This window comes from Cryptosporangium minutisporangium, assembly GCF_039536245.1.
In the GTDB taxonomy this organism is placed as follows: Bacteria; Actinomycetota; Actinomycetes; order Mycobacteriales; family Cryptosporangiaceae; genus Cryptosporangium; species Cryptosporangium minutisporangium.
In genome coordinates this window covers 194340-219842 of the sequence record NZ_BAAAYN010000006.1, presented here as the reverse complement: position 1 = coordinate 219842, position 25503 = coordinate 194340, and the positions used below count along the sequence as shown (strand labels likewise).

General features: G+C 71.8%; 25 protein-coding genes. 9 read left to right on the top strand and 16 right to left on the bottom strand.

Annotated features, from left to right (window positions below; all coding sequences use genetic code 11):
* The first annotated feature begins 13 nt into the window (after positions 1 to 13).
* Positions 14 to 421 carry a YciI family protein gene (locus ABEB28_RS05825; protein WP_345726929.1) on the top strand — a complete coding sequence of 136 codons (408 nt, stop codon included), beginning with the start codon at positions 14 to 16 and terminating at the stop codon, positions 419 to 421.
* Positions 422 to 444: 23 nt separating this feature from the next.
* Positions 445 to 1593 (top strand): RNA polymerase sigma factor, encoded by a 1149-nt coding sequence (locus ABEB28_RS05820; RefSeq protein WP_345727055.1) that lies wholly within the window; start codon positions 445 to 447, stop codon positions 1591 to 1593.
* Between the two features lie 15 nt (positions 1594 to 1608).
* Here ABEB28_RS05820 and ABEB28_RS05815 read toward each other — a convergent pair whose 3' ends face one another.
* Together ABEB28_RS05815 and ABEB28_RS05810 are read right to left on the bottom strand one after the other, a co-directional pair.
* The gene (locus ABEB28_RS05815; RefSeq protein WP_345726928.1) at positions 1609 to 3273 is read right to left on the bottom strand and encodes an acyl-CoA synthetase; all 1665 of its coding nucleotides are present in this window, start codon (positions 3271 to 3273) and stop codon (positions 1609 to 1611) included.
* A gap of 108 nt (positions 3274 to 3381) precedes the next feature.
* Positions 3382 to 4398 (bottom strand): sigma-70 family RNA polymerase sigma factor, encoded by a 1017-nt coding sequence (locus tag ABEB28_RS05810; RefSeq protein ID WP_345726927.1) that lies wholly within the window; start codon positions 4396 to 4398, stop codon positions 3382 to 3384.
* Positions 4399 to 4536: 138 nt separating this feature from the next.
* On the opposite strand from ABEB28_RS05810, the gene ABEB28_RS05805 reads away from it, so the two are divergent.
* Together ABEB28_RS05805 and ABEB28_RS05800 are read left to right on the top strand one after the other, a co-directional pair.
* A complete protein-coding gene (locus tag ABEB28_RS05805) occupies positions 4537 to 5115 on the top strand; it encodes a dihydrofolate reductase family protein (protein ID WP_345726926.1) in 579 nt (192 codons plus the stop codon).
* Positions 5116 to 5117: 2 nt separating this feature from the next.
* A complete protein-coding gene (locus ABEB28_RS05800; RefSeq protein WP_345726925.1) occupies positions 5118 to 5855 on the top strand; it encodes an LLM class flavin-dependent oxidoreductase in 738 nt (245 codons plus the stop codon).
* A gap of 11 nt (positions 5856 to 5866) precedes the next feature.
* Here ABEB28_RS05800 and ABEB28_RS05795 read toward each other — a convergent pair whose 3' ends face one another.
* Positions 5867 to 7105: a YncE family protein gene (locus tag ABEB28_RS05795; RefSeq protein ID WP_345726924.1), complete on the bottom strand. Its 1239-nt coding sequence runs from the start codon at positions 7103 to 7105 to the stop codon at positions 5867 to 5869.
* Between the two features lie 306 nt (positions 7106 to 7411).
* Here ABEB28_RS05795 and ABEB28_RS05790 point away from each other — a divergent pair, with 306 nt between their 5' ends.
* Complete coding sequence (locus tag ABEB28_RS05790; protein ID WP_345726923.1) at positions 7412 to 8548, top strand: RsbRD N-terminal domain-containing protein; 1137 nt, start codon at positions 7412 to 7414, stop codon at positions 8546 to 8548.
* Between the two features lie 33 nt (positions 8549 to 8581).
* On the opposite strand, the gene ABEB28_RS05785 is transcribed toward ABEB28_RS05790, so the two are convergent.
* Both ABEB28_RS05785 and ABEB28_RS05780 read right to left on the bottom strand, forming a co-directional pair.
* Positions 8582 to 9109 carry a flavin reductase family protein gene (locus ABEB28_RS05785; RefSeq protein ID WP_345726922.1) on the bottom strand — a complete coding sequence of 176 codons (528 nt, stop codon included), beginning with the start codon at positions 9107 to 9109 and terminating at the stop codon, positions 8582 to 8584.
* Entirely contained in the window at positions 9106 to 9852 is a 747-nt protein-coding gene (locus ABEB28_RS05780) for a pyrimidine reductase family protein (protein ID WP_345726921.1), read from the bottom strand. The genes ABEB28_RS05785 and ABEB28_RS05780 overlap by 4 nt, the downstream gene beginning before the upstream one ends.
* Before the next feature lie 191 nt (positions 9853 to 10043).
* Here ABEB28_RS05780 and ABEB28_RS05775 point away from each other — a divergent pair, with 191 nt between their 5' ends.
* On the top strand, positions 10044 to 10910 hold the full coding sequence (locus tag ABEB28_RS05775) for a Gfo/Idh/MocA family protein (protein WP_345726920.1): 867 nt from the start codon (positions 10044 to 10046) through the stop codon (positions 10908 to 10910).
* A 37-nt stretch (positions 10911 to 10947) separates the two neighbouring features.
* Here the strand turns inward: ABEB28_RS05775 and ABEB28_RS05770 are convergent, their stop codons facing one another.
* Complete coding sequence (locus ABEB28_RS05770; RefSeq protein WP_345726919.1) at positions 10948 to 11808, bottom strand: TetR/AcrR family transcriptional regulator; 861 nt, start codon at positions 11806 to 11808, stop codon at positions 10948 to 10950.
* A 64-nt stretch (positions 11809 to 11872) separates the two neighbouring features.
* Between ABEB28_RS05770 and ABEB28_RS05765 the strand changes: the two genes are divergently transcribed.
* Entirely contained in the window at positions 11873 to 13594 is a 1722-nt protein-coding gene (locus tag ABEB28_RS05765) for a right-handed parallel beta-helix repeat-containing protein (protein ID WP_345726918.1), read from the top strand.
* A 180-nt stretch (positions 13595 to 13774) separates the two neighbouring features.
* Positions 13775 to 14143, top strand: coding sequence for a hypothetical protein (locus tag ABEB28_RS05760; protein ID WP_345726917.1), 369 nt, complete (start codon positions 13775 to 13777; stop codon positions 14141 to 14143).
* A gap of 20 nt (positions 14144 to 14163) precedes the next feature.
* On the opposite strand, the gene ABEB28_RS05755 is transcribed toward ABEB28_RS05760, so the two are convergent.
* The 3 genes from ABEB28_RS05755 to ABEB28_RS05745 all read right to left on the bottom strand — a co-directional run bounded on the left by ABEB28_RS05755 (position 14164) and on the right by ABEB28_RS05745 (position 17024).
* A complete protein-coding gene (locus tag ABEB28_RS05755) occupies positions 14164 to 14535 on the bottom strand; it encodes an STAS domain-containing protein (RefSeq protein WP_345726916.1) in 372 nt (123 codons plus the stop codon).
* Positions 14532 to 15863 (bottom strand): PP2C family protein-serine/threonine phosphatase, encoded by a 1332-nt coding sequence (locus ABEB28_RS05750; RefSeq protein WP_345726915.1) that lies wholly within the window; start codon positions 15861 to 15863, stop codon positions 14532 to 14534. The genes ABEB28_RS05755 and ABEB28_RS05750 overlap by 4 nt, the downstream gene beginning before the upstream one ends.
* A 237-nt stretch (positions 15864 to 16100) precedes the next feature.
* Positions 16101 to 17024, bottom strand: a complete 924-nt coding sequence (locus ABEB28_RS05745; RefSeq protein WP_345726914.1) for a LysR family transcriptional regulator — start codon at positions 17022 to 17024, stop codon at positions 16101 to 16103.
* Between the two features lie 109 nt (positions 17025 to 17133).
* Between ABEB28_RS05745 and ABEB28_RS05740 the strand changes: the two genes are divergently transcribed.
* The gene (locus tag ABEB28_RS05740; RefSeq protein ID WP_345726913.1) at positions 17134 to 18045 is read left to right on the top strand and encodes an oxidoreductase; all 912 of its coding nucleotides are present in this window, start codon (positions 17134 to 17136) and stop codon (positions 18043 to 18045) included.
* Here the strand turns inward: ABEB28_RS05740 and ABEB28_RS05735 are convergent.
* The 7 genes from ABEB28_RS05735 to ABEB28_RS05705 all read right to left on the bottom strand — a co-directional run bounded on the left by ABEB28_RS05735 (position 18025) and on the right by ABEB28_RS05705 (position 25498).
* On the bottom strand, positions 18025 to 19146 hold the full coding sequence (locus ABEB28_RS05735) for a peptidoglycan-binding domain-containing protein (protein WP_345726912.1): 1122 nt from the start codon (positions 19144 to 19146) through the stop codon (positions 18025 to 18027). The two genes, ABEB28_RS05740 and ABEB28_RS05735, sit on opposite strands and share 21 nt — an antisense overlap.
* Positions 19140 to 19328: a hypothetical protein gene (locus ABEB28_RS05730; protein WP_345726911.1), complete on the bottom strand. Its 189-nt coding sequence runs from the start codon at positions 19326 to 19328 to the stop codon at positions 19140 to 19142. The genes ABEB28_RS05735 and ABEB28_RS05730 overlap by 7 nt, the downstream gene beginning before the upstream one ends.
* 89 nt (positions 19329 to 19417) lie before the next feature.
* Positions 19418 to 19627, bottom strand: coding sequence for a hypothetical protein (locus ABEB28_RS05725; protein WP_345726910.1), 210 nt, complete (start codon positions 19625 to 19627; stop codon positions 19418 to 19420).
* Between the two features lie 45 nt (positions 19628 to 19672).
* Complete coding sequence (locus tag ABEB28_RS05720; protein WP_345726909.1) at positions 19673 to 19861, bottom strand: hypothetical protein; 189 nt, start codon at positions 19859 to 19861, stop codon at positions 19673 to 19675.
* A gap of 9 nt (positions 19862 to 19870) precedes the next feature.
* The gene (locus tag ABEB28_RS05715; protein WP_345726908.1) at positions 19871 to 21874 is read right to left on the bottom strand and encodes a S8 family serine peptidase; all 2004 of its coding nucleotides are present in this window, start codon (positions 21872 to 21874) and stop codon (positions 19871 to 19873) included.
* A gap of 92 nt (positions 21875 to 21966) precedes the next feature.
* Positions 21967 to 22749 (bottom strand): AfsR/SARP family transcriptional regulator, encoded by a 783-nt coding sequence (locus tag ABEB28_RS05710; protein WP_345726907.1) that lies wholly within the window; start codon positions 22747 to 22749, stop codon positions 21967 to 21969.
* 94 nt (positions 22750 to 22843) lie between these two features.
* Complete coding sequence (locus tag ABEB28_RS05705) at positions 22844 to 25498, bottom strand: CHAT domain-containing protein (protein WP_345726906.1); 2655 nt, start codon at positions 25496 to 25498, stop codon at positions 22844 to 22846.
* Positions 25499 to 25503 lie beyond the last annotated feature (5 nt).

The window sequence follows — 25503 nt, the reverse complement described above, 5'->3', positions numbered from 1 at the left end:
GAGGAGAACCACGATGGCTAAGTACCTGCTGCTCAAGCACTACCGCGGCGGCCCGGCTCCGGTCAACGACGTGCCGATGGACCAGTGGACGCCGGAGGAGATCTCCGCCCACGTGCAGTACATGAGTGACTTCGCGGGCCGGCTCGAGACGACAGGGGAGTTCGTCGACGGCCAGGCGCTCGCCCCCGAGGGCACGTTCGTCCGGTCCGACGGGGAGGGGCGCCCGCCGATCACCGACGGTCCGTTCGCCGAGACCAAGGACCTCATCGCCGGCTGGTACATCATCGACGTCAGTAGTTACGAGCGCGCGCTCGAGCTGGCCGGGGAGCTCTCGGCCGCTCCCGGGGCGGGCGGGAAGCCGATCCACGAGTGGCTGGAGCTGCGTCCGCTCTTGACCGTGCCGCCGACGATTACGGAGTGACCTCTCCGATCGACGGGGCCCACATCGACGAGGCGCAGCTCCGGAGCCTCACGCCGAGCGTCCTCGGCATCCTCGTCCGCCGCGGAGCTGACTTCGCGGCGGCCGAGGACGCCGTGCAGGACGCGCTGGTCGAGGCGGTCCGCAGCTGGCCGGCGGACCCGCCACGGGACCCGAAGGGCTGGCTGGTCACCAGGGCCTGGCGCCGGTTCCTCGACGCGGCACGGGCGGACGCCGCCCGCCGCCGGCGCGAGGAACTCGTCGACGAGGAGCCGATGCCGGGCCCCACGCCTCCGGTGGACGACACGCTCCAGCTCTACTTCCTCTGCGCCCACCCGTCGCTGACGCCGTCGTCCGCCGTCGCGCTGACGCTCCGCGCCGTCGGCGGGCTCACCACCCGGCAGATCGCCCAGGCCTACCTGGTGCCCGAGGCGACCATGGCGCAGCGCATCAGCCGAGCCAAGCGCACCGTCTCCGGCGTGCGGTTCGACCAGCCCGGCGACGTCGCCACCGTGCTGCGGGTCCTCTACCTGATCTTCAACGAGGGCTACTCCGGCGACGTCGACCTCGCCGCCGAGGCCATCCGGCTCACCCGGCAGCTCGCGGCCGCGATCGACCACCCGGAGGTGGCGGGGCTGCTCGCCCTCATGCTGCTCCACCACGCGCGACGCGCCACCCGGCTCACGCCCGACGGCAGCCTGGTACCGCTCGCCGAGCAGGACCGCAGCCGCTGGGACACCGAGTCGATCGCCGAGGGTGTCGAGATCCTGCAGGCGGCCCTCGCCCGCGACCGGCTGGGCGAGTTCCAGGCCCAAGCCGCCATCGCGGCCCTCCACGCCGACGCGCCCACCACCGAGGAGACCGACTGGGTGCAGATCGTCGAGTGGTACGACGAGCTCGCACGCCTCACCGACAGCCCGGTCGTCCGGCTCAACCGGGCGGTGGCGGTCGGAGAGGCCGACGGACCGCGGGCCGGGCTGGCGGCGCTCGCGACGCTGGACCCCGCGCTGCCCCGCCACGCGGCCGTGGCGGCGTACCTCCACGAACGCGACGGCGATTTGGTGACGGCGGCGCGGTTGTACGCCGAGGCGGGCCGGAAAGCCGCCAACCTCGCCGAGCGCGCCCACCTGACGCGTCAGGCGGCCCGGCTCAACGCGCACCGCGCAGAGCACTGACAGCGGCATAGGCGATCAGGAGGTGGCCTTCCTGGCCTGCTCGGCCGCCCACCGGTAGTCGGCTTTCCCCGACGGCGACCTGGCGATCTCCGGAACGCGGACGATGATCTTCGGCAGTTTGTAGCGGGCGATGTGACGCGCGCTCGCCGCGATCAAGTCGTCGTCGGTGGCGTCGACGTCCGGGTTCAGCTCGACGATCGCGACCACCTCGCTCCCCCACCGGTCCGACGGCCGGCCGGTGACGATCACGTCGCGGACCGCGGGGTGGGCCAGCATCGCGCGCTCGACCTCCTCGGCGAACACCTTCTCGCCGCCGGTGTTGATCGTGGCGCTGTCCCGGCCGAGCAGCCGGATGCGACCGTCGGCGAGGAGCTCGACGCGGTCGCCGGGCAGTGCCCAGCGCACGCCGTCGACGACCGGGAAGGTGCGGGCCGTCTTGTCCGGATCGCCCAGGTAGCCGAGCGGGATGCGGCCCCGCCGACCCAACCAGCCTTGGCCCTCCCCCGGCGCGAGGACGCGGGAGAGCGTGTCGTCGACGACCGCCGTCTGCTCCTGCGCGTCGAACACACCGGCCTCGGTCATCGCCCCGCTCGCCGACAGCGCGCTCATCTGGATCCCGGTCTCCGACGACCCGGCGGCGTCCAGCAAGAGCACGTGCGGCAGGGCGCGGAGCAGCCGCTCCCGCATTCCGGGCGAGAGCGGCGCGCCTCCGTTCGACACCGCCGCGAAACCGGACAGGTCGTACGGCTCGCCGGCGGCGATCGCGCGCTCGATCTCCTCGACGATCGGGAGCACCACCGCGTCACCGAGAACCGGAATTCCCACGACCCGCTCGCTGACTATCAAACGCAGTGCCTGCGCGGCGTCGAAGTGGTGGACGTCGTCCAGCAGGACGATCGTGCCGCCGTTCGTGAACGTGTAGAACGCGCTCCACTGCGCGGCGCCGTGGATGAACGGCGGGATCATCAGCAACCGCTGGCTTCCCGGGTTGGCCGTGGCCGCGGCGGCGATCTCCGCGTAGGAGGCGAACGGCTCCGGCGCGCCGAACGGCGTACCACCCATCGCGGCGACGTAGATGTCGTCCTGCCGCCACAGCACGCCCTTCGGCATCCCGGTCGTTCCGCCGGTGTAGAGGACGAGCAGGTCGTCGCCGGTGGGCGTCGGCATCCCGGCGGGCGGCGGCGGGGTCTCGATGATCGACTCGTAGGCGACGGCGCCGTCGAGGAGGTCGTTGCCGCTCTCGTCGGCGACCTGGATCAGGACCTCGAGCTCGGGTAACTGATCCCGGATCGTCTGGAGGCACGGAGCGAACTCGGCGTGGTAGACGAGCGCGCGAGCGTGGGCGTCCGAGAGCAGGTACAGCAGCTCCTCGGCCACGTACCGGTAGTTGACGTTGAACGGCGCCAGGCGGGCGCGGAAGCCCCCGACCATCGCTTCGACGTACTCGGGACAGTTGCGGAGGTAGAGGCCCACGTGGTCCTGGCCCGACTCGTGGCCGCGGAGTTCCGCGCGTTCCCGCCGCGCTCCCAGCCCTCGGCCGGCCAGGTAATGCGCGAGCCCGTCGGCCCGCTCGTTGATCGCACGGTAGGTGAGGCGGCGATCCCGCCAGACCACGGCTTCGGTGTCCGGAATGGCGTCGGAGACCGATTGGAAGACCTGGGACAGGTTGAAGCTGATCACGGTGTCTCCAGCGAGGGTCAGACGGACCGAATCAGAGCAGGGGGATGCACTCGGCGAAACCTTCGGGAAACCCCGGAGTAATGCGTGATCTTAAACGGACGACGGGCGTCAGCAGGTGGGTTCCGCGACGTCGTCCTCCTCCTCGGTCGGCAGGACCTGGGGGAACCCGAACGCCGCGACCAGGTCGGCGTCACCGAACGCGTTGATCCGGCTGATCGCGGTGGCTGTCGTGGTGAGGACGATGACTCCGAACGCGCGGTACGAGCCGGTGTCGTCCCGCAGATAGCTGATCGCGGCCGGCTGTCCGTTGGCCGCGGTGGCGAGCATCCGCCACCGGCCGGCGTCGAGCACCTGCCGCTGGAGGAAGGGCAGGCACACCGAGACCCCGGCGTGCCAGGTACGGCCGGGCGTCGCCTCCAGGACCAGGTCTTCGTGGAGCAGCTCCCGCAGCGCCTGCACGTCCACGGTCTCGATCGCCCGCACGTACCGATCGAGGAGGACGCGCTGACGGGGGTCCGCCGGCTCCTGGAAGTCCTCCTCGGCGGGCGCGACGTCATCGAGCTTCGCGCGGGCGCGCTGGAGGTAGCTCTTCACCGCCGGGACCGTGGTCGTGAGGATCTCGGCGACCTCCGCGGCGGGGAACGCCAGTACGTCGCGCAGCAGGAGCACCGCCCGTTGCCGGGCGGGCAGATGCTGCAGGCTCGCCACCAGCGCCAGCCGCAGGCTCTGCCGCGCCACCACGACCTCGGCCGGGTCGCCGGAGAGCGGTTTGACCAGGGCGTCCGGCATCGGCTCGAGCCAGGACACCGAGTCGTCGGCCCGGGCGGCCGCGGACGGGTCCGCGCTCGGCCCGCCCAGGTGGGACGGGAGCGCTCGCCGCCGCCGGTGTTCCAGGGCGGTGAGGCACGCGTTGGTGGCGATCCGGTACAGCCACGTGCGCACCGACGAGCGGCCCTCGAAATGGTCGAACGCCCGCCACGCCCGCAGGTAGGTCTCCTGGACCGTGTCCTCCGCCTCGGCGACGGAGCCGAGCATGCGATAGCAGTGCGCCAGCAACTCGCGCCGGAACGGCTCGGTCTCGGTCTCGAACTGGCTCATCCCCGCCACGGTGGTCCTCGTCTGCACCTCGACACCACTCCCTCCGACCCTATGGACCGCCTCGACCGCGGAAAGGAATCGGCGGGTCCCGCCCACCGATTCCTTTCCGCGCCCGCGGCGGTCTGCACCGGGACCGAGAGTCGGACGACCACGTACGGAGTGAGAATGCGCAATCTCATCGTCGGATGCCTGCTGACGCTGGACGGCGTGCACGAGGCGCCGCGGAACTGGGCCGGCCCCTTCTTCGACGCCGCCGCCGCGCAGGAATCCCTGGAGCAGCTGAACCGCAGCGACGCCATGCTCATGGGTCGGAACACGTACGAGTACTTCGCCTCGGCGTGGCCGTACGAGTCCGGGCCCTACCCCGACCGCGTCAACGCGATCCGCAAGTACGTCTTCTCGTCGACTCTGCAGCGCGCCGAGTGGAACAACGCGGTCCTGATCGACGAGGACCCGGTCTCGGCGGTCCGCCGGCTCAAGCGCGAGGGGGACGGCGACCTCGTCATCTACGGGTTCGGCCGACTGTCCCACGCGCTCCTCGCCCGCGACCTGGTGGACGAAGTGCGGCTGACGATCTACCCGGTTCTGCAGGGCGGCGGCGAGACGATGCCGCGACTCGGCGGCGTCCCCACCCGGCTGTCGCTGGTCTCCGTGGAGCGCAGTGAGTCCGGGGTCGTCTCTCTCGACTACCGCAAACCCGGCAGCGGGACACGAACCACCGAGCGAGAGGCGCCGCGGACGTGACGATGAGGTACAGCATCTTCCTTCCCACCGGATTCGGTCAGGAGTTCGCCGGCATCCCCGATCCGGTCGAGGCTTACGAAGCACTCACGCGCCTCGCCCGGGGCGCGGACGACCTGGACTACGAGACGCTCTGGGCACCGGACCATCTCACGACGATCCCGCCGTCGCAGGAGATCGTCTTCGAGGCCTGGTCCGTGATCGCGGGCCTTGCCCGGGACACCCATCGGGTGCGGATCGGCCAGCTCGTGACCGGCAACGGCTACCGCAACCCGGCGCTTCAGGCGAAGATGGCGTCCACCGTGGACGTGATGGCGCACGGCCGGTTGAGCTTCGGCATCGGCGCCGGGTGGTACGAGCCGGATTACGTCGGTTACGGCTACGAGTTCGGGACCGCGGGCGAGCGACTCCGCAAGCTCGGCGAGGCCGTGCAGATCATCCGATCCCTGTGGACGGAGAAGGAGACCACCTTCGAGGGCACGTACTACCGGGTCGGAGGAGCGGTGAACCAGCCCTGCATCATCCGCGACACCGACGAGGAGGCCCGGGCGTGCGTCCCGCCCGGTGCCGACTTCGCCTACCCGGGTGACCCCGGCTCCTACGGGCTGGTCGGCACCGTCGAGACCGTCCGCCGGCGGATCGCGGCGTACGAAGCCGCCGGCGTCCAGGAGCTCATCGTCGGTTTCGAGGACCCTCTCGACGTCGATCAGGTCCGGGGCTTCGCCGCGGAGTTCATGGACTGAACTCCGGGCGGTCAGCCCGTCGGCGACGACCACCCGGCCGGTACGTGGGCCAGCCGGACCCGCTGCGGGTGGTCGCCGACCGGGACCGAGACGACCTTCTGACCGGTCGCGAAGTCGATCGCGGTCACCCGGTCGGCGTCGCTCTCGGAGATCACGCACTGCTTGCCGTCGCCGCTCACCGTGGCCCAGTAGGGCTTCGCGGCGGTCACCAGCGCACCCGGGGCCAGCGACGCCCGGTCCACCACGGTCACGTAGTCGTCCACCGTTCCGGCGACGCACAGCTTGCGGCCGTCCGGGCTCATCGACAGCCCATGGTGCCGGGAGTCGTTCACCCACGTGGTGCGGTCCGGGTTGGTGTTCGGATTGGTCGGCAGCGTCGCCACCCGGGTGATCCGATCCCGGGCGACGTCGTACTCCACGACGCCGTGGAAGAACGACACCTGGAAGTAGAGCGTCGAGAAGTCCGGGGTGAACACCGCCGGGCGGACGGCGTCCGACAGGTCCCTGCGGCCGGCGGCGTCCAGGCGCGGCCGCATGTCGATCGTCCGCACCACCTTGAACGTCGACGTATCGGCGATCGTGATGCGTCGATCACCCTTGGTGAAGTCGAAAGCGGGCGAGTCCAGGTTGCTGTCGACGTTGCCGATCGACATGTTCCACAGCTGCTTGCCGTCGCTCGTGAAGACGTTCTCGTGCGGCTTCTCACCGGTCGGGAACGAACCGAGCTGCTTCCCGGTGTTGATGTCCAAGACGTGCACCGTCTTCGAGAGCGACGCCGATACCGCGACCCTCGTGCCGTCCGGCGAGACCGCCATGTGGTCGGACCGGTGGCCGGAGACCGGGAAACGCCAGTTGAGCTTGCCGGTGGTGACGTCGATCGAGACGACGTCGGCGAAGCTGGGCCGCGAGGCCACCAGCGACCTGCCGTCCGGTGTGCTGTACAGGTCGTCGACGAGCTGGTCGTGCCCTTCCCCCACCCCGTTCCGGATCCCGAGGAAGAACACGAGCCGGATCGGATCGGCGAAGATCTCGGCCATCCGCGCCGCCTTGTCGGGCACCACGTTGATCCGGCCCAGCTTCGCGTAGTTCCCGCGGGAGCGAATGACGTCCGCCGTGCCGTCCCAGTTGTTGCCGACGAACATCACCTCCTGCAACGCGTTTTCGGCCGCCGGACGCGCGGCGTTCGCGGTCGCGACGGGTGTCACCGCCGTGACAGCCAGCGCGGTCAGAATTGCCGCCGCGGAACACATTGCCGGCCGACCGGCACTCAGCTGAATCCTCTTCATTGAAGACCCCAGTCGGGAGAGGGAATCGTTGCCGGCCGAGCCAATCAAGCGCCCCGGTCGAGGACAATGTCCGGACGGGACACGGTCGGACGACGGCGATGTACGGCGAAGTACGGGTATCGATTCCGAGCGCCGCCGTGAACGAGTCGGCATATCAGCACCTGCGCAAGCACCCCAGCAGGCGCTGCCAATCGCCATTGACCGCCGACCGGAATGCACCCACGCTGATGGCCTTCGACGCAACGGCGCAGTCGGCCGGAGGACAGTGGAATGACCGAGGTCGAAAAGAGTTCACTGATTCCGCTGATCGACCGGCTCGCCGCCGACCAGGGCTTGCTCACCGCCGCCGCCGAGGCCGCGCTCGGCCCGGGCAGCCCCGCGCGGAAGCTCCCGGAGGCCGAGGTCGAGCGCCACATCGCGGTGATGCTCGACGCCGTCGGGGCGTCGCTCGCCGGTGACGTGGCCCGTGCCGAGCGGTCGACCGCGGCCGCGCAGCACCTCGCCGTCGACCGTGTCGAGCAGGGCATCAGCCTCCCGGTCCTGCTCAACGGCGTGCTAGCGGCACGGAAGGTCGTGCTGCAGGCGCTGATCACCCAAGGTGCGGAGTCGCTGCCGCCCGACGAGTTGCTGCCGCTGTTGCCCCGCTTCGACGAGATCGTCGGCCGGCTGCAGAACAGCATGGTGCTCGCGTACCGCACGGCCGAGACGCAGCTCGGCCGCACGACTCGCGCCCGGCAGGCGGATGCTCTGCGTCACCTGCTGGAGACCGGCGAGGGAGCCTGGGCGGCCGAGGCGGGCCTCGACCCGTCCCGCGAGTACCGCTGCCTGGTCGTCGACGTCACCGTGCCGAGCGAGGCCCGCCGGCTGGAAGCGCCGCTGGAGTCCCCGGACGGCATCTCCGTGCTGATCCACGGCGTGCTCTGCGCGATCCGCGCAGATCTGCCCACCGGCTACCGGTCGCCGGTTCTCATGGTCCACAGCCCGCCGGTTCCGCTCTCCGAACTGCCTCCGGTCTACCTCCTGTGCCGGGAGGCATTGACGAAACATCGCCAGAACGGCGACCAGGGACCGCACGCGTTGCTCGACAGCGCGGTCGAGATCGCACTGGGAAAATCCCGATCACTCGGGACGCTGTTGTCCCGGCAATTGCTCGCCGGCTTGGACCGCTCGGACGAACGGCATCGGGACATAGTCGACACGCTCCTCACCTATTTGGCGGTGGGCAGCCGATTGGCGCCGACGGCGGAGTTGCTGCACGTGCACCCGAATACCGTCAAATCTCGGCTCCGACGGTTCCACGAGTTGTCCGAGCGCGCGGGAAATACGACGTCGCCCGCTCTCCGCACCGGGACCTTGACGCACACCATTCAGTTGTGGTGGGCGCTGTGCAGCTGGCGAGCGGAGTGATCCCGGAACGCGGCTCGACGTCCGGGAGAGCGCTCAGCGGGCAGCGCGTTCGGTGGGCGGGTCGTGCCGTTCCTCGTTGCCGTGGCCCGGTTGAAGGTGACCGGCCTGCGAGAGACGCAGCGGCGTGAACGGTTTGTCGTGCCGCGCCGCCACCGCCTCGGCGGGCAGGCAGACGTGGTCGCCACCCTCGTCGAGCAGGGCGCTGCGGCGAACCACCAGCCAGTTCGGCCAGCCGGCCAGCAGCGGTACCCCGCCGACGCCGCGCTCGGTCGGCAGGTCGGCGAACTTGTCGACGGTGTCGCCGCTCAACGTGCCGAAGTGCGCCGCGATCGGCAGATCCTCCTCGGCGAGGAAGTGCAGCGCGAGGTGATCGGCGCGCAGCGCGACCCGGTAGGTGTGGTTGGCCTTGGAGAGCCAGACGCAGTAGCGCTCCGGCGTGATGCTCGACTGGGCGTGGAAGCCCACCAGACATCCGGCCTGCTCGTCGCCGACCGCGGTGGTCACCACGATCAGCGGTGGGTCGAGCGCGGCCACCAGCCCACCGAACGCGTCGTCGGTCATCGGGTCCCCCGCTCGTAGCGGAGGAAGAGCGTGTCCCCGTCGGCGAGCACGTGTCGCAGGGCGAACGGCGCGACCGGCGCGGCGGGCGGAGTGACCGAGATCGGGAGCGGGTCACCGCCCATCAGCGGAGAGATCGTGAGGCACAGCTCGTCGAGGAGGTCCGCGGCGACCAGCTCACCCAGCCAGGTGGGGCCTCCCTCGCAGAGCACGGTGCGGTGGCCGAGCCCGGCGAGGCCCGCGATCGCCGCGGCCGGCTCCACGCGCTCGGTTCCGGCGAGCACCACCTCCGCGGCGCCGCGAGCGGCGGCGAGCCGGTCGGGGTCGGCGTTTTCACAGGTGATGACCGTCGTCCGGCGATCGGCTGGAGCGTCGGTGAAGATCTTCGCCGTCCAGTCCAGGTCGAGCGAGCGGCTCACGATCGCGATCGGAGGCGTGTCCGGCTTACCGGCGGCCCGCCGCGCCTTGATCCGCTCCGCCGGTAACCGCGCCGGACCGTACCCCTCCGCGCGCACGGTCTGCGCGCCGACCAGCACCACGTCGGCGAGGGCCCGCATCAGCCGGAACAGCTCGACGTCGGGCGCGGTCGACAGGCGTCCGACCCGTCCGTCGATCGCCGCCGAGCCGTCCAGCCCGCCCACCATGTGGCCCATCACCCAGCAACCGAGCCGCCCCGGACGTCGCTCCACCGCCGCGTACGGCGCCAGCAGGTCGGAGACAGCCTCGCCAGTCGTGAGTACGTGCACGGCACTCCCTCGTCGCAGCCCGATGGGGATACCGTGCCCCAATCCGCGCCGATACGGACGACTATCGCTCGGAAGTGGACGGCGTCACATCTGGGCGGCAGGACGACCCGCGTGGCGGCGGGAAGCGGCGCCTCCCGGGGCCGGGCGTAGGGTCGGTACCGCTATCGGCCCGCGGACGGAGACCACACACGATGACGGTGCGGATGGGGCTGGTCGGCGCCGGCCCGTGGGCGACGATGTTCACCGGCCCGATGCTCGCCGCCGGCCCGGACACGACGCTGGCCGCGGTCTGGGCCCGGCGGCCCGAGGCAGCGGCCGAGCTGGGCGATCGGCTCCGAACGCCGGTCGCCGCCTCCTTCGACGCGCTGCTCGAATCCTGCGACGCCGTGGCGTTCGCCGTCCCACCGGACGTGCAGGCCGAGCTCGCGCCGCTCGCCGTTGCTGCCGGGCGCCATCTGCTGCTGGAGAAGCCGCTCGCGTTCACCGTCGACGCGGCCGAGCGCATCGCCGCGGCGGCGGAGGCGGCGGGCGTCGTCACGCAGCTGATGCTCACCAACCGGTGGACCGATGCCGTGCAGACCTTCCTCGCCGACGTCCAGGCGGCCGGGCCACGGGTGCTGACCGCGGAGTTCATCGGCAGCGGCGCCCTCGCCGGCTCTCCGTTCGCCACCCCGTGGCGCCGTCAGGACATGGCGCTGCACGACGTCGGCAAGCAGGTGTTCGACCTGGTGACGGCGGCTGCCGGACCGGCCACCGTCGTCCACGCCCACCGCGCGGGCGCCGTCACCGCGGTGACGCTCGAACACGAGAACGGGGCCGTGAGCCACACCGCGCTCTCGATCACCACGCCGGGTGCGCACGGGCCGATGCGGTGTGAGGCGGTCACCGACACCGGACGGATCGTCCTCACCGACCCGGCCGCCGAGGACCCCGTCACCGTCCGCGAGCGGATCGCCGCCGGCTTCGCCGAGGCCGTCGCCGCAGGCGTCTCCTCCGCTCTGGACGTGCATCACGGCGTACGGCTCCAGCGACTGCTCGCCGCCGCGGCCGGCCGGTAACACGCTCGCCCGTTCGCATCGGCGAGGTCCGCGCCGGTCAGCCGGAGTGGCGCCGACGGTAGGCGCGCTGCCGACAGGCCCGCGAGCAGTACTCCCGGGGGCGCCCGGAGGCTGCTCGCTCCATCGGATTCCCACAGACGGGACAGGTTTCGTCACGGGTTCCGTAACGAGCGACCAGCGCTTCCACACCGTCGAGCACGGCCCGGAGCCCGAACTCGAACGGGTCCTCCGGGTCGTCGAAGCCGCCGGCCTCCCAGAGGGAGGTGAGCGTGGGATAGCGGTCGAGCCGGGCGTAGAGCGTGTCGCGGGAGCCCCACCACTCCGCTTCGGTGACGCCGCTGAGCCGCTCCGTCCGCGCGGTCTCCACCAGCCGCAGCGCCTCCGCGTCGAGGAATCGCCCGATCAGGCCGACGACGGCGATCACCTGCGCCGGCGGCAGGCCGGTACGGGCGACCGTGCTCAGCAGGTACTCGTAGTGCGCGACGCCGTTGGGCCCAGGCACCTGCCGGGTGCCCCGCACCTCGGCCAACCAGGGATGACGCTCACGCAGCTGCCATCCGGCACGCACCCACGCCTCCAGCCGGTCCCGCCACTCGCCGTCGGACGCATCGGCGGGCTCAGGGAACGGTGCCGTGCCGGGAGGACCGAGGACGGCGTCGCACATGAGGTCCACCAGGTGCTGCCGGCCAGGCACGTGCCGGTACAGCGACATGCTGGTGAACCCGAGCCGGTCGGCGACCTTGCGCATCGACAACCCGTCGAGCCCTTCGGCGTCGGCCACCTCGATCGCCGCCAGGACGATCCGGGTCAGGCTCAGCCCGGTCCGCGGCGCAGCGTCGCCCTCCTGCCACAGCAGTTCGACCACGCGGTCGGGATCCCCCGCTGCGTCCTTCACCATCGCCGCCTCCGTTCTCTCCTGCGAGGTAAGTTTATGCTATAAACAGCGCGGAGGTGGATCCATGATGGAATTCCACGTAGCACCCACAGGCGACGACTCCTGGCCCGGTTCGTTCGAGCAACCGTTCGCGACGGTAACCCGTGCCCGCGATGCGGCCAGCGGCGCGGCGGGCGACGTCGTCATCAATCTTCGGACGGGCACCTACGGGCTGACCGCACCGTGGGAACTGACCGAAGTCGACTCCGGGTCCGACGGCGGTCGGATCGTCTACCAGGCGTACGGGTACGGAACGCCGAAGCAGGAAGCCCCGGTCCTCAGCGGTGGCCGGCAGATCACCGACTGGCGAGTCGAGGGCGGCGTCTGGCTGGCCGACGTCGGTGACCTGGACACTCGCCAGCTCTACGTCGACGATCGTCGGGTCGAGCGGGCCGGCATCCCCGGCTTACCGGATGGGGCCGTCCAGACCCCGACCGGCTACACCATCGACTCCGACGCCCCGCTGAGCTGGCAGAGCCCCGCCGACGTCGAGTTCGTCCACCGGGGCGTCTACCCGTGGACCGAGGCACGCTGCACCGTCGCGGCCGTCAGCGGTGAGGGCCCGGTCACCGTCACGATGTCCCAACCGGCGTTCGGCTGGGCTCTCGATCTCTACAACTCCGCCTACGAGGGGGCAACGACGAGTGGCCCCGGCCTGCCCACCCGGGTGGAGAACGACGCCTCTTTCCTCACCGAGCCGGGCACCTTCGTGCTGGACCGCTCACGCCCCGGCCACCATCTCCTGCGCTACCTGCCCCAGGAGGGCGAAGCCCCGGAGCGCACCAGGGTGGTCGCCCCGATCGCGGAGACGCTCCTCCGTGCCCGGAACACCAGCGACGTCACCTTCCGCGGCCTGACCTTCGCCGACGCCACGTGGCTGTGGCCCGCCCGCGAGAAGGGGTTTCTGCACTACCACGGGATCGGCTTCTACCAGGGCGGCACGATCGATCGGGTGACGTTCGGCGAAGACGCGTGGGTCACGGTGCCGACCGCGTCGTCCTCCATCCCCGCCTGCGTCCGGTTCCATGACTGCACTCGGGTGGTGATCGAGCACTGCCGGTTCACCCGGATGGGAGCGACCGCCCTCGAACTCTCCGGCGGCACGGAGCTCGCGGTGCGCAGCTGTGATTTCGACACGCTCTCCGCCGCCGCCCTGACGGCCACCGGTTCACGGGCGGTCTCGATCGAGGACAACAAGGTCCACCACACCGGAGCCGAGTACTCCGGCTCCCCCGGCATCGCCGTGACGGCCACCGACGGCTGCACGATCGCGCACAACGAGGTCACCGACGTCCCGCACTGCGGAATCGTCGCGGGTCCGGGCGAGGGCACCCGGGTCCTGCACAATCTCACCGCTCGCACGCTCGGGGTACTCGCCGACGGCGGCGGCATCTACCTATCCGGGCCACAGGGCACCTCCGCGGCCAACGGTGCGGTGGTCCGGGGCAACGTCGTCGAGGACACCCGGACGCCGTACAACTTCGGGCTCTACACCGACTACGGCGCTGCCTGGGTGACCGTCGAGGAGAACGTCGTCGTCCGGGCGGACAACTCGTCCGTTCTGACGGTCTGGCCGCCCTTGGAGAACGTGATCTACCGGGGCAACTTCTGGGACGCCGACCCGGTCGGCGCGGCTGATCCACCGGCCGGAGTCACGTACGAAGGCAACACCACTCTGGCCGACGAAGAGGAGCTGCACGCCGCCACCGCGGCGATCCGGCAACGCGCCGGGCTGTTGCACCCCCGCTGACGGGGGCGCCGGACGCCTCTCCCCACGGCTCGCGATGTACCTCTGATCAGCCGCGGGACTGATCAGCCCGGCAGGAATATGCATCGCCGGGCAGACGCCGACGCAGCGCCTCGACCGGCACTGTGCTGGAGCGGACCCGGGCCGAGCAGGCCCCGGCCGCGAGAGTCGAACGGAGCTGACATGGGCAAGTGGGTGCCGGGCATCATGGTCGTGGTTGCGCTGGGGATGGGAGCGACCGGGTGCGCGGACACCGGGCCGCTGGAGGTGACCTACGAGATCACCGGCGGCGGCGACACGGTGACGCTCACCCGCACGTACCCCGAGCGCAGCGAATCCGACGACCGGACGGTCACCCGCAGCGTCGAGGAGTCCGACGTCGCGGTGCCCTACACGAAGAAGCTGGTCGTCGATCGCGGGAAGACGACGCTCACCGCTGAGCCGGGCACGGGTCCGCGCAGCTGCCGGATCCTCGTGGAAGGTCGCGAGGTGGCCCGGGTGGCGGGCCAGGCGGACGAACCCGTGACCTGCCGAGCGGAGATCGACGAGTAGGACCGACCGGTCGGCCCCAGCTACCGCGGTGTGGGGTCGCCGGTGTCGGTCCACGCGTCGACCGCCTCGTCGGCGGTGGGGAACATCGGGAGGACCAGGTCGAGGCCGACGACGCCGAGCAGGTAGCGGGTGCGTGCGGGCACCGCGGACAGCACGAAGACTCCACGGGCCTGCTCGGCGTAGGCGTGCGCCGCAAGGAGTGAGCCGATGCCGGAGGAGTCGCAGAAGGTCACCCCGCTCATGTCGAGGGTCAGCTGCTGACCATCGGTGAGCCGCAACTCGAGGAGCGCGGCGTGGACCTGCGGAGCGGTCGCGTGATCGAGCTCCCCGGCGAGGCTCAGCACGGGTCCAGCCGTGGTGGTGCGCGCGTCGGTCGTGAGGTGGGCCTTCATGGGCGCCCCACGTCGGCTCCCCGGGCAGGCACGCTCAACGCGAGGAGGGCGGTGTCGTCGTCGACGCCGTCACCGAACGCGTCGAGCAGGGTGGTCACCGCGTTCACGGCGTCCGTCGCGGTGGTCGGTGCCAGGGAGACGGCGAAGTCCAGGAGCGCCGCCTCGCCGTAGCGGTGGGCGCCGGTCAGCGCGGTCTGCGCTTCGGTGAGGCCGTCGGTGTACAGCAGGAGCGTGTCCCCCGGTGCCAGCCGCACGGTGGTGGTGACGATCTGCGGGTCGGCCAGGACGCCGATCAGCTGACCACCGGGGGTGTGCAGAGCCTCGGCGGTGCCATCGGCGCGCATCAGCAGCGCCGGCGGGTGGCCTCCGGCCGCCAGCGTGAGCGAGAACGCGCCGTCGGCTCCGGCCGGGGTGAGGATGCCGAACAGCACCGTGCAGAACCGGGGCACCCGCCCCTGGTGGTCGTAGAGGAGCACGGTGTTGAGGTTCCGCAGGACCGCCGCCGGGTCGTTGTCGTAGACCGCGGCGGCCCGCAGCGTGTACCGGGCCAGGGACGTGATCGCGGCGGCTTGGGCACCCTTGCCGCAGACGTCACCCAGGAAGAGCCCCCATTCGCCCTCGGCCAGGGGGAACAGGTCGTAGAAGTCGCCGCCGACCTCCTCCACCGACGCCGCGTGGTAGGCCGCGGCGACGTCCAGGCCGGGAACCGGGATCAGCGTCGGCGGCAGCAGGGTCTTCTGTAGGGTGGCGGCGAGCTCGGCCAGCCGGGCCCGCTCGGCCTCGACGGCCGCCTGCGCCGCCTCCGCTCGTGCCTGGGCCGCTTCGGCCGCCGCCTGCGCCGCTTCGGCCCGCTCCTGGGCGGCCTGCGCGGTCCGGCTGGCGCGCAGCAGCTCGACCTCGTACGCGCGGCGGTCGCGGGCGTCGATGACGGTGGTCCGGATCAGCAGCGGCTGCCCGTCACTACCGGTCTTGACGACGGAGGTCACCAGCACCGGCAGACGGGCGCCGTCGGCGGTCTGCAGCTCCAGCGCGATGCTGTTGACCTGGCCCTGCATCTGCAGCAGCGGCGCGACGTGCGTCTCGTTGAACATCCGGCCGCCGATCGTCAGCAGGTCGGCGAATGCGCGGCGCCCGACCAGCTCGTCGCGGGTGTAGCCGAGCCAGCGCAGCAGCGTGGCGTTGACCTTGGCGATCCGTCCGTCCAGCAGCGTCGACAGGTAGCCGCAGGGCGCGTTGTCGTAGAGATCCTCCGCGCTGTCCTCGAGCAGAGCGGAGAATCGCGCACGCTCGTCGGATTGCGAGACAGCCTCCTCGGGCCTGCTTGTCATGCCGTGACCGCCTTCGCCGCCAGGTCGGCCTGGCCCGCAGAGTAGATCATTCCAGGCCCGCGCCCGCGACTTGGACGATCGACGCCGCGCGTCGCGTCGTTCAGGCGTACTGCAGGTCCGCGATGGTGATCGCGGTGGCGGTCTTCATGAGAGGTCCGTTCTGCTCTCGGGGCTGGACATCCCGATTACCGGAACGTGGGGCCCGCCGCGTCCAAGAACAGCGGCGATAGCGAACCGCTATGGCCTCGGCGCCGCATCGTCCAGCGCCGACAGGTCCTGGACGATCAACAGGAACTCGCCGACGAGCCGGCTGGTGGAGTTCGCGGGCCAGGCGATCGCCACGCGTAGCGGTTCGGCGTCGAGCAGCGGACGCCAGGCGAGGTCCGGGCGGCTGTAGAAGTCGGCCATCGACGTCGGGGCGATACAGATCGCGGCGCCGGCCGCCACCGTCTCCAGCATCTCCTCGACGTTGTCGTTCTCCGGTCCCCACACCGGCGACCGGCCGTCCGGGCGGGGGTTCACCGCCCACCAGTCGATCCACGCACGCGGCGCGCGACGCGTCCACATCAGCGGTTCGTCACCGATGTCGGCCAGCGACAACGTCTCCCGGCCGGCGAGCCGGTGGGCGGCGGCCATCCCGACCACGCGCGGCTCGACCAGAACTACCTCGTGGTCGATTCCGTCACCGAGGTCGGCGGGCAGCCACACGAAGGCCACGTCGACCAGCCCTTCCCGCAAGGCGGGCACCTCGCCGCCCCAGTCGAACCGGGCCGGCTGGACGACGACCTGCGGATGACGGCGAGCGAACTCCGCACGGGCCCGTGCGGTCAGGGCGCCCGCTCCGGAGGCCTCGAAGCCGACCCGCAGGACGCCCCGCTCGGCGGCCTCGTCGCGCCGCAGCTCCGCCACCGTGGTGCGCCACGTCTCGATCATCGTCAGCGCGGCGGGCAGAAGCACCTCACCGGCGCCGGTCAACGAGGCCGATCGGGTTCCCCGGTCGAACAGCCGCACTCCGAGCGCGTCCTCCAGCAGCCTGATCTTCTTGCTGAGGCCGGGCTGGGAGATACCGACCCGCGCCGCGGCCCGGGTGAAGTTCTGCTCCTCGGCGACCGCCACGAAACAGACCAGCGTCGACACGTCCACGTCGACCGTCGTGGCCACCCGAAGCTCCCTCCCGCCGATAGCGAAAGGTTATCGACCGCGTTCTTGGACGATCGGGCGCTCCCCGCGGTGTGGTGGTGACCGGAAACGCGAACCGCAGGAGGATTCCATGAGCACCACCCACGGCCCGGCGTCGACGCAGCGCGTGTGGTTGATCACCGGCGCTTCGTCCGGCTTCGGCCGCGCGCTCGCTGTGGCGGCGGCCGAAGCCGGCGACGTCGTCGTCGCCACCGCCCGGCGCACCGAGACGCTGACCGAGCTGGCCGAGCAGTACCCCGACCGCATCACTCCGATGGCGTTCGACGTCACCGACACCGCGGCCGCCACCGACGTCGTGTCCGATGTGCTCACCTGGCACGGCCGGATCGACGTACTGGTCAACAACGCCGGCCGCGGGCAAGTCGGCGCGGTCGAGGACACCACCGAGGCGGAGCTGCGCGATCTGTTCGACGTCCACGTGTTCGGACCGGCGGCGCTGACCCGGGCCGTGCTGCCGCACATGCGGCGCCAGCGTTCCGGCGTCATCGTGCAGATGTCCAGCTTCGGCGGCCAGGTCGCCTACCCCGGTTTTGGCGCGTACTGCGCCACCAAGTTCGCCCTGGAGGGTCTGTCCGAGGCTCTCGCCGGTGAGGTCGCGCCGCACGGCGTCCGGGTGTTGATCGTCGAGCCCGGTGCCTTCCGGACCGGGTTCTCCGGCGGCGCCCTGCACGAGTCGGCGATCTCTCCCGCCTACGCCGCGACGGCCGGCGCGACCCGCAACATGATCAAGGGCATCGACGGTACCCAGCCCGGCGACCCGGCCAAGGCCGCCGCAGCCATCCTCACCGCAGTCTCCGATCCCACTGCCCCGCTGCGGCTGCCGCTCGGCGACGACGCCGTCGACGGCGTTCGGACCCACGCCACCGGGATCCTCGACGACCTCGCCCGCTGGGAGTCGCTCTCGCGCGACGTCAACCTCGACCCGGCCACCGAGGCCGCTCCGGTGACGTCCGCGTCGGGGTCAGGGAACGGGAACGAGTGACGGCAGGCTGCCGAGGCCCAGCGCCGTGGCCGCCGCGCGGAGCAGCGCGAGGAACGCGGTCACCTCCTCGGCCGCAGCACCGGCCGCCAGCAGTTCGGGCGCGAGCGCGGCCAGGATCGCGAGCAGTCCGGCGACGACCCGCACGCGGTTGAGGAACTGGACGTAGTCGCCGCGCAGGCACAGCCGGTAGAAGAGCAACCCCGGCAACAGCCGTCGCACCTCGAGGAACACCTCGATGTCCTCGCCCTGCGGGGTGAGGAAGTGACCCAGCTCGATCTCGCTGCTCGGCCGGTAGGTCGTGCCCGGCTTGTAGGGGAACCCGTTGTCCTTGTAGATCTGCTTCAGCGCGATGCCCTTGGCCAGCCCGTCCCGGACCCCGCCGGGCGAGAGCGGTTTGATCTCGTACCACATCGGGGTGGCACCCGGCCGGTGGCTGATGATGTCCGGCCGCGACCGGGAGCCGACCGCAGTGACGACCGCCGGGCTGATCGTCGGGTTGTGCGCACGGAGGAAGTCCGTGTACGGCGTCGGGCTGTTCACCGTGTCGAAGAAGTCGTCGGCGGTGCAGGGCCCGGTCTGTTTGCAGTAATCCTGCTCGATCTTGGGCTCGACGAACCGGCCGACGAAGCTCGCCACCTGAGGAGCGTCCAGGATCGCCATCGACATCGAGAAGCAGAGCTTGTCGCCGAGCTCCAACGTGTCCAGGAGCGCCTGCCCGATGTCGAGGTCGGGCAGGACGGCATCGAGCACCCCGGCGGTGAACGGTTCGCTGCGGAGCAGCTTCCGGTCCGTCGCGTAGGTCGGATCCACTACGCCGTCGAGGAACGAGAGTTCCCGGTCCAGCCGGGCCATCGTGCCCTTGCCGACGACCGGATCGGCCGGGGACAGTCCACGGTCGACCTTGAACGCGGACACGACGGTGCCGGTCTCACCGCCGAAGATGCCGTCCGCGCCCCCGCTCGGCAGCGCGAATCCGAGAGTGACCAACGCCTGCTGGATCAGCGCGACCGACGCCGAGGACTCCCCCGCGCGGATCGTCCGCTGGCCGGCGGCGACGGCGGCCAGATCGGCGACCCCGGCGAAGAGCGTGGACGTCAGCATCGTGGCCGTCCGAGGCAGAGCGGGCGCAGCAGGTGGGCGGGGTCGCCGGGGTACGGTCCGTAGAGCAGCCGTAGCCCGGTGACCACGACGACGCCGCCCGCCACGTCGAAATCGGGAATCGTGAAGGGTTCGATCCGGGCCGAGCGGTCCACCGACCGCTGGACGGGCAGTTTCAGTGGCATGATGCGTACCTCTCCGGGTGCACCCGGTCCGCCGACCCCACTCCTCGAGCGAGCGGGGCCAGCGGACCGGGATCAACGGGCCGAGCGGGTCACTTGAAGATCGAGCCGAGCCAGCCGCCGATCGTGTCGAGGACGCCGGGCGGGATGAACGTTCCGGTCCAGTCGTCGAAGGTTTGGCCCAGGTCGGCTACGAGACCTGCGGCCTGGACGCCGCCGGCGGCGGCCGCGGTGCTGCCGGGGCCACGGTGGATACCGCGGGTCTGGCGCGGCAGGCGAAGGGAGCTGTTGGTTGCACTCATGGTGGGGTGTCCTTTCGGGATCGGTACGGAAACGGGGAACGAGGCTCAGAACGGGAGCGTCGGAGCGGAGTGCGCCTTGTAGCAGAGGGACCGGGCGAGGCCCCGCAGCTTGCTGCAGTCGACGGCGGCGGCGCGGACGCCGGGACCGTCCCCGGGGCGTGCCGCGCTTCCCTCACGCGTCACGCCGCGGACCGGCGACGGGGGTCGCAGCCTCGGGATCGATGGGCTGGTCATCGTGTTCTCCTAACGGCCGATGATGAACTGACGGGGGGAGTCGAGGCTGACCGGCAGGACGTCGCTCACGTCGACGGTGATCAGGTAGGCGACGCGGGCCTGCCGGTCGTTCTCCGGGTCCATGAACGTGAGCGTCACGTCGTAGGACTCCGAGTCGGGACGCTCGTAGCGGCTCTTGGCCACCGTGATGTCGTCGAGCGCGTAGAGCGGTTCGGGTTCGTTCCGGCTGTGCGGGACGAGACGACCGGACAGGAAGCCGTTGGCCAGCGCCTGGGTCAGCTCGAACGCGTTGGTCGCGGCGTAGTTCAGCGCCCGGTCCGGCCCGCTCTGGCCCAAGTTTCGGAACTGGTAGTAGACCTTGTCGAGGAACGCCTGGATCAGCATCCGCACCCGGGCCTCGTCGACCGGCGTGGCGTCCCGCGTCGCGCGGTCGGAGTTGATCTGCTCGACCAGGCTGTTGACGAGGACGGCCTCGTTCCACGTGTAGAGGCCGCGGGCGTGCACCTGTACGACCGGAACGCGCTGTCCGGTGAAGAGCCGCACGGTGCGGTTGGTCAGCGTGCCGGGGATCGACACCCGGGCCACGTAGTCCGCGTTGTCCGGGCGGAGGGTCTGCCCGAGGATCGCGTCGCGGAACGTCTTGTGGACGACCGAGACCGGCGGGTAGAACGGCACGTCGTACGGTTCGCCGTTCTCCGCGGGCGGGCGCGGGCCGCCCCAGTCCATCCCGAACGGGACCTCCGCCTCCAGCGCGTAGATCGGCGTCCGGCCCTCCAGCGTGACCGTCCAGATGACCTTGTCCGACACCCACGGGTTCTCCCGGAGGTAGGCGGCGAGCTGCGCCGGGTCGTACGGGTTGCCCGGGAGCTCCCGTCCGTCCGGGGCGACCTGCCCGTCCATCTGCTGGATGAAGCCGTCCCGCCTGGCCTCCGTGCCGAAGTCCCAGCCGATCGAGCCGATCGCGTAGACGTAGCCGGGTGCCGCGGTCGTGCAGCCGCAGGTCGCCTGCGCCCCGGCGTCGGCGCAGGCCGCGACGACTCCCGTCGCCGGCGCGGCCGCCTCGGGCGCGGGTGCTCCGGTCGGGACGGCATCGGTGATCGACATGTATTCCTCATCTCCTTCGACAGATCTCACGGCGGGGCGGCCGGGCGTCCCGGCGATCGCCTCGTAGGCCGCCCCGAGGTCGAGGAGGCCCTCTAGATAGCGCGCGTGGTCGGCGGCGTCCGCCGGAGCGTCGGCGGCGGTGCGCAGGACGACGTCGCGGATCGCGGCCGGGGTCGGGTCGGCCCCGGCGCCTCGGGCGGCCGCGAGCAGGAGCGCGGCGGCGCCGGTGACGACCGGCGCCGCGAAGCTGCTGCCGGACCGCGCTGCGGTGCCGCCCCCGGGCACGGCGCCGACCAACCCGTGCCCCGGGGCCAGTACGCCGTTGGTCCGGTACGGCTCCCCCCAATTGTTGGTCGGGAGCGGCTTCCCGTCGGCGGCACAGGCGCCGACCGCGAGCACCGACGGAACCGCCGCCGGAACTTGTACCGCGTCGAGGCCGTCGTTCCCGGTCGCCGCGACGACCAGCACGCCGCTGTCCTCGCAGAGCCGCAGTGCACGGGCGAGCAGGTCGTCCGGCGCGCCGGTCGCGCTGCGCTCACCACCGCTGACGTTGATCACGTCCGCGCCTTCCCGGACCGCGATCTCGATCGCGCGTGCCAGGTCCCATTGCGTCAGCGGGCTGCCGTCGTCGGCGAACACCGGGATGATCAGGCCGCGGCTGTGCGGTGCGATGCCGCGGACGGGTGAGCCCGGGCGTCCGAAGATCAGGCTGGCCACGTGCGTTCCGTGCGCCGACATCGGCCCTGGACCCGGCCGGTTGGGCACCAGGCTCTCGATCACTCGCAGATCGGCGCCGGCCAGCGCGGGATGAGCAACGTCGACCGGCCCGTCGAGAACCGCGACGCACACGTCGCCGAGCGGCCCGGCTGCCGCCCGGCCGATCACGTCGTCTGCTCGTCCTAGGTCCACGTTCGTTCCCCTCGTCGCTTTCGTTGGTCCGACGGTCGCCGACCTGACTTGCAGTGCGGTTGCAGCGGTCGGCGGGTCCGATGCCGCCGGCGTCATCCGGCCAGCTCGCGTCCGGGCGCTCCTGCGGCGCCCCACAGCGCCGGATCGTGCGCGAGGATGCGTTGCTCGAGGCGGACGAGCGCGGGCGTCGGATCGAGGCCGTGCTCCTCGGCGAGCATCCGGCGGGCCCGTCGTGCCGTCTGGAGAGCCTCGGTCTGGCGGGAACCGCGGTAGAGCGCGAGCACGAGCAGCTGCCAGGGCCGCTCGTCCCACGGATCGTCGGTGGTGAGGCTCCGCAGCGCCCCGATCACCTGGGCCGCACCGGCCAGTTCCAGGTCGGCACGCAGCTCGGTCAGCCGGTTGTTCCGGCGGATCTCGTCCAGCCGGTGCCGCTCGACCGCCAGGAGCGGGGCGTCGATCCCGGTGAACGGCTCCCCCCGCCACAGGCGCTGGGCGTCCTGCGCGGCCCGGAGCGCTTCCCACCACCGGCCGGCGCGGGCGGCGACGAGCGCCGCCGCCGCGTGCCGTTCGAAGTCACCGGCGTCGATCCTGGCCGTCGCCGGGTCGAGACGGTAGCCGCGCGGATGCGGAGGCAACAGCACCTTGGTGGATGAGCCGCCGGCCGCTCGGAGTCGCGACACGTAAGCCTGGAGCGAACCGCGGGCCGACCGCGGTGGCTGTGCGCCCCAGATCTGGTCGATCAGCCAGTCCGCGGTCACCACCTCGCCGGCCCGCACCGCCAGGACGGCGACCACCGCCTGGGCTCTCGGTCCACCGACGACCAACCTGGCCTGCGCGGTCTCGATCCCGACCGGCCCCAGCAGGCGTACGTGCATGGCCACCCCCTCTGCGCTCCGGTGCGCGCTGCGCTCACCGGTTACGCGACCCAGAGGAAGCCGACGGACCCCTGATACAGACAGATGCCGGTTTTCAGTGGACTGCGGTCGCCGACCGCAGTCGGAACTCGCCACCGATGCAGACGAAACCGGCAGCAGCTGCCAGAGCGGGTCCGCCCTCGCCCGCGACTGCGGTCTGGGCTTCGGCCAACGCAACGGCCGACGACGCACCGGCCGCCAGCCGCTCGTGGAACAACGTCATCAGCGGCGCCGTTGCCGCGTCGGGGATCGGCAGGACGGAGGCGACGACCTGGACGGTGCCGCGTGCCAGCAGCGTCGCCGCCAGTCCGATCAGCTCGTCACCGGCTGGGACGCCGTGGCGGCCGGTCTCACAGCCGGCGAGCACGACCAGACGGGGCAGCGGGCGCACCCGTTCGAGGTCGTAGCAGGTGAGCGGGCCGTCGGCGAGCAGAACCGAGGAGAACAGGGGGTGCTCCCGGTGGATGGTGCCGTGAGCCGCGAGGTGGGCGACGTCGGCGCCGGCCAGCCGCCGGAGCGTCGTCTCGACCTGGGCGTCGGGACCGGACAGGGGCGTGGTGCGGTGGATCGCCGCCACCGCGTCCACTTCGTCCTCCGCCCCGGGCAGGCCGGGCCCGGCGACGACGACGGCGTCGGAGGGCGCGGCGGACGAACGGACAGGAGCCGAGGCCGCGTGCCACAGCGTCGCGGAGGGCGCCACCGTGACCGGTCGGCCGGCGCAGGAAGGCAGCAACGACCAGGGCAACGAGTGCAGCGGTCCGGTCGGTACGACCACGACCGGGCCGTCCCCGAGGTGAGCGGCGAGCGGTACCAGCAGCAGCCGGTCCAGCCTGGATGCCGCGTCCCGCAGCAACGGCAGCACCGTGGCCCGGCCGGAGGCCAACCGATGCACCGCGAACGGCAGCCGATCGACGAGCCCGCGGATCGGTGCGACCGGGCCCAGCGCGTGCCACGTCGTCCGAGCGGGCGCGACGACCACCGCGCCCAGGGCACCGTCCGACACGATGTACTCGACCAGCGTCGATCCGGCGAGCGCAGCGCGCAGCGTGGCGTCGCGCACCGGCGGCAGCGGCTCGGCGGACGTGCTGCCCGGCCGGCGGCGGGCCCGATCCCGGATCCGGCGTTCGAGCGCTTCTTGGCGGCGCAGCGCCGGAGCCGGGTCGACGCCCTCGTTCCGGAGCCGATCGACGTCGGCCACGGCCGCACGGAGCGCGGCAAGGTCGACTGCGTCGTCGCCCTCGTCGAGCGGACGGAGCGGGGGCAGGAGGAGATGGCTGGCGCGTCCCCGCTCGGCCCACGCGAACACGTCGGACGCACGGCCACCGCCGATGGCCAGCCGCAGACCGAGCCCGGCGAGGGCCCCGCGCTGAGCGGCGCTGTGGGCGCGGAGGTCCGCTGCCCCGAGGCGGGCCCGGTGCTCGTCGAGCACGCGCAGGCCGGCGCGGGCTGCCCGCAGCGCGGCCGGCCGGCGCCCCTGACGTAGCCGCAACTGGGCCTCGGCGTACCAGCCCAGCGTCCGGGTGGCGGCCGGACGCCGCTGCCTGGCCCGGCTCGCGGTGCGCAGCGCTGCGACGCCTCGGTCGGTGCGTCCGCGTTCGAACGCCAACTCCGCGGTGAGGAGCCACGCGTGCACCGCGACGTCCGGCCACCCGGCGGCGTCCAGGGCGACGGCCGTGCGCTGCAGCGCAGCGACCGAGATTCGGGTGCGTTCGCCGGCGTCGGCCGCTCGTGCGGCGGCGACGACGTAGCGGGCGAACGACGCCCACTCCGGGCGGCGCTGACGTACCGATTCCGCGAGCGCCCTCCGGGCCTGGGCCAGGGCTTCGTCCGGGCTGCTCTCGGCGAGTGCGGCCTGCGCGAGCAGGACGCGGACGCGCGGGAGCGCCACGTGCTGGCGCTCACGCTCCAGCGCAGCGACCGATGCTTGCGACGTTGCTCTGGCCTCCCCGGTCATCCCCGCGGAGAGCAGGAGCAGCGCACGATCCTCCAGCAGCAGGCCGACTTGCGCGCCGAGCTTGCGCAGCTGGGCTTCGGCGTCGTCGAGCCGGTGCAGCGCGCGCGGGACGTCCCCGCGGAGGGTGTCGACCCAGCCGAGGTTCTGCAGGAGGAAGGCGACCGACAGGTCGACGCCCAGCGCGCGGTTGATCCGCAGCGACTCGGTGAGGTCGGCCTCCGCCGCGTCGAACCGGAAGCGGCGTCCGTTGATCAGGCCGCGGTTGGCGAGCGCACGCTTGAGCCACATGCGGTCACCGGCGGCACGCAGCGCGGGCACCGCGACATCGAGGCTCCCCCGCGCGTCGTCGAGCCGGCCGAGCTCGAGCAGGATCGCACCGTGCTGGGCCAGCGCCCGGGCGCGGTCGGTCCCGGTCGCCTCGGCCGCGGCGGCTTCGATCTCCCGGAGCGCCGTGCGGACGCGCCCGCGCAGGTTGAGGACGGCCGCCAGCCGGAGCCGAGCCTCCGTCACCAGCGAGACCTCTCCGGCCCGGCGTCCCAGGACCACGGCCGCACGCAGGTGGCGCGTCGCGACGTCGGTGTTCCGCAGGTGCAGCGCGGCGATGCCGTACTCGCGCTCGGCCCCCGACGCGGCGGCGTGCTCGCCCTGGCGGCGGGCCCGCCGGGCCACGGCCGTCGCGGCGACGACCGAACGACCAGGATCCGCTTCGGCCAGACGCAGGGCGTCGACTGCCTGGTCGAATGATGTGGAGCGCATCGGCG

What these genes read in the sequence shown, in the direction of transcription:
- ABEB28_RS05825 (WP_345726929.1), top strand. Translation starts at nt 14, where the DNA reads ATGGCTAAGTACCTGCTGCTCAAGCACTACCGCGGCGGCCCGGCTCCG.
- ABEB28_RS05805 (WP_345726926.1), top strand. Translation starts at nt 4,537, where the DNA reads ATGCGCAATCTCATCGTCGGATGCCTGCTGACGCTGGACGGCGTGCAC.
- ABEB28_RS05800 (WP_345726925.1), top strand. Translation starts at nt 5,118, where the DNA reads ATGAGGTACAGCATCTTCCTTCCCACCGGATTCGGTCAGGAGTTCGCC.
- ABEB28_RS05795 (WP_345726924.1), bottom strand. Translation starts at nt 7,105, where the DNA reads ATGTGTTCCGCGGCGGCAATTCTGACCGCGCTGGCTGTCACGGCGGTG.
- ABEB28_RS05790 (WP_345726923.1), top strand. Translation starts at nt 7,412, where the DNA reads ATGACCGAGGTCGAAAAGAGTTCACTGATTCCGCTGATCGACCGGCTC.
- ABEB28_RS05785 (WP_345726922.1), bottom strand. Translation starts at nt 9,109, where the DNA reads ATGACCGACGACGCGTTCGGTGGGCTGGTGGCCGCGCTCGACCCACCG.
- ABEB28_RS05775 (WP_345726920.1), top strand. Translation starts at nt 10,044, where the DNA reads ATGACGGTGCGGATGGGGCTGGTCGGCGCCGGCCCGTGGGCGACGATG.
- ABEB28_RS05770 (WP_345726919.1), bottom strand. Translation starts at nt 11,808, where the DNA reads ATGGTGAAGGACGCAGCGGGGGATCCCGACCGCGTGGTCGAACTGCTG.
- ABEB28_RS05765 (WP_345726918.1), top strand. Translation starts at nt 11,873, where the DNA reads ATGGAATTCCACGTAGCACCCACAGGCGACGACTCCTGGCCCGGTTCG.
- ABEB28_RS05760 (WP_345726917.1), top strand. Translation starts at nt 13,775, where the DNA reads ATGGGCAAGTGGGTGCCGGGCATCATGGTCGTGGTTGCGCTGGGGATG.
- ABEB28_RS05755 (WP_345726916.1), bottom strand. Translation starts at nt 14,535, where the DNA reads ATGAAGGCCCACCTCACGACCGACGCGCGCACCACCACGGCTGGACCC.
- ABEB28_RS05750 (WP_345726915.1), bottom strand. Translation starts at nt 15,863, where the DNA reads ATGACAAGCAGGCCCGAGGAGGCTGTCTCGCAATCCGACGAGCGTGCG.
- ABEB28_RS05740 (WP_345726913.1), top strand. Translation starts at nt 17,134, where the DNA reads ATGAGCACCACCCACGGCCCGGCGTCGACGCAGCGCGTGTGGTTGATC.
- ABEB28_RS05735 (WP_345726912.1), bottom strand. Translation starts at nt 19,146, where the DNA reads ATGCTGACGTCCACGCTCTTCGCCGGGGTCGCCGATCTGGCCGCCGTC.
- ABEB28_RS05730 (WP_345726911.1), bottom strand. Translation starts at nt 19,328, where the DNA reads ATGCCACTGAAACTGCCCGTCCAGCGGTCGGTGGACCGCTCGGCCCGG.
- ABEB28_RS05725 (WP_345726910.1), bottom strand. Translation starts at nt 19,627, where the DNA reads ATGAGTGCAACCAACAGCTCCCTTCGCCTGCCGCGCCAGACCCGCGGT.
- ABEB28_RS05720 (WP_345726909.1), bottom strand. Translation starts at nt 19,861, where the DNA reads ATGACCAGCCCATCGATCCCGAGGCTGCGACCCCCGTCGCCGGTCCGC.
- ABEB28_RS05710 (WP_345726907.1), bottom strand. Translation starts at nt 22,749, where the DNA reads ATGCACGTACGCCTGCTGGGGCCGGTCGGGATCGAGACCGCGCAGGCC.
- ABEB28_RS05705 (WP_345726906.1), bottom strand. Translation starts at nt 25,498, where the DNA reads ATGCGCTCCACATCATTCGACCAGGCAGTCGACGCCCTGCGTCTGGCC.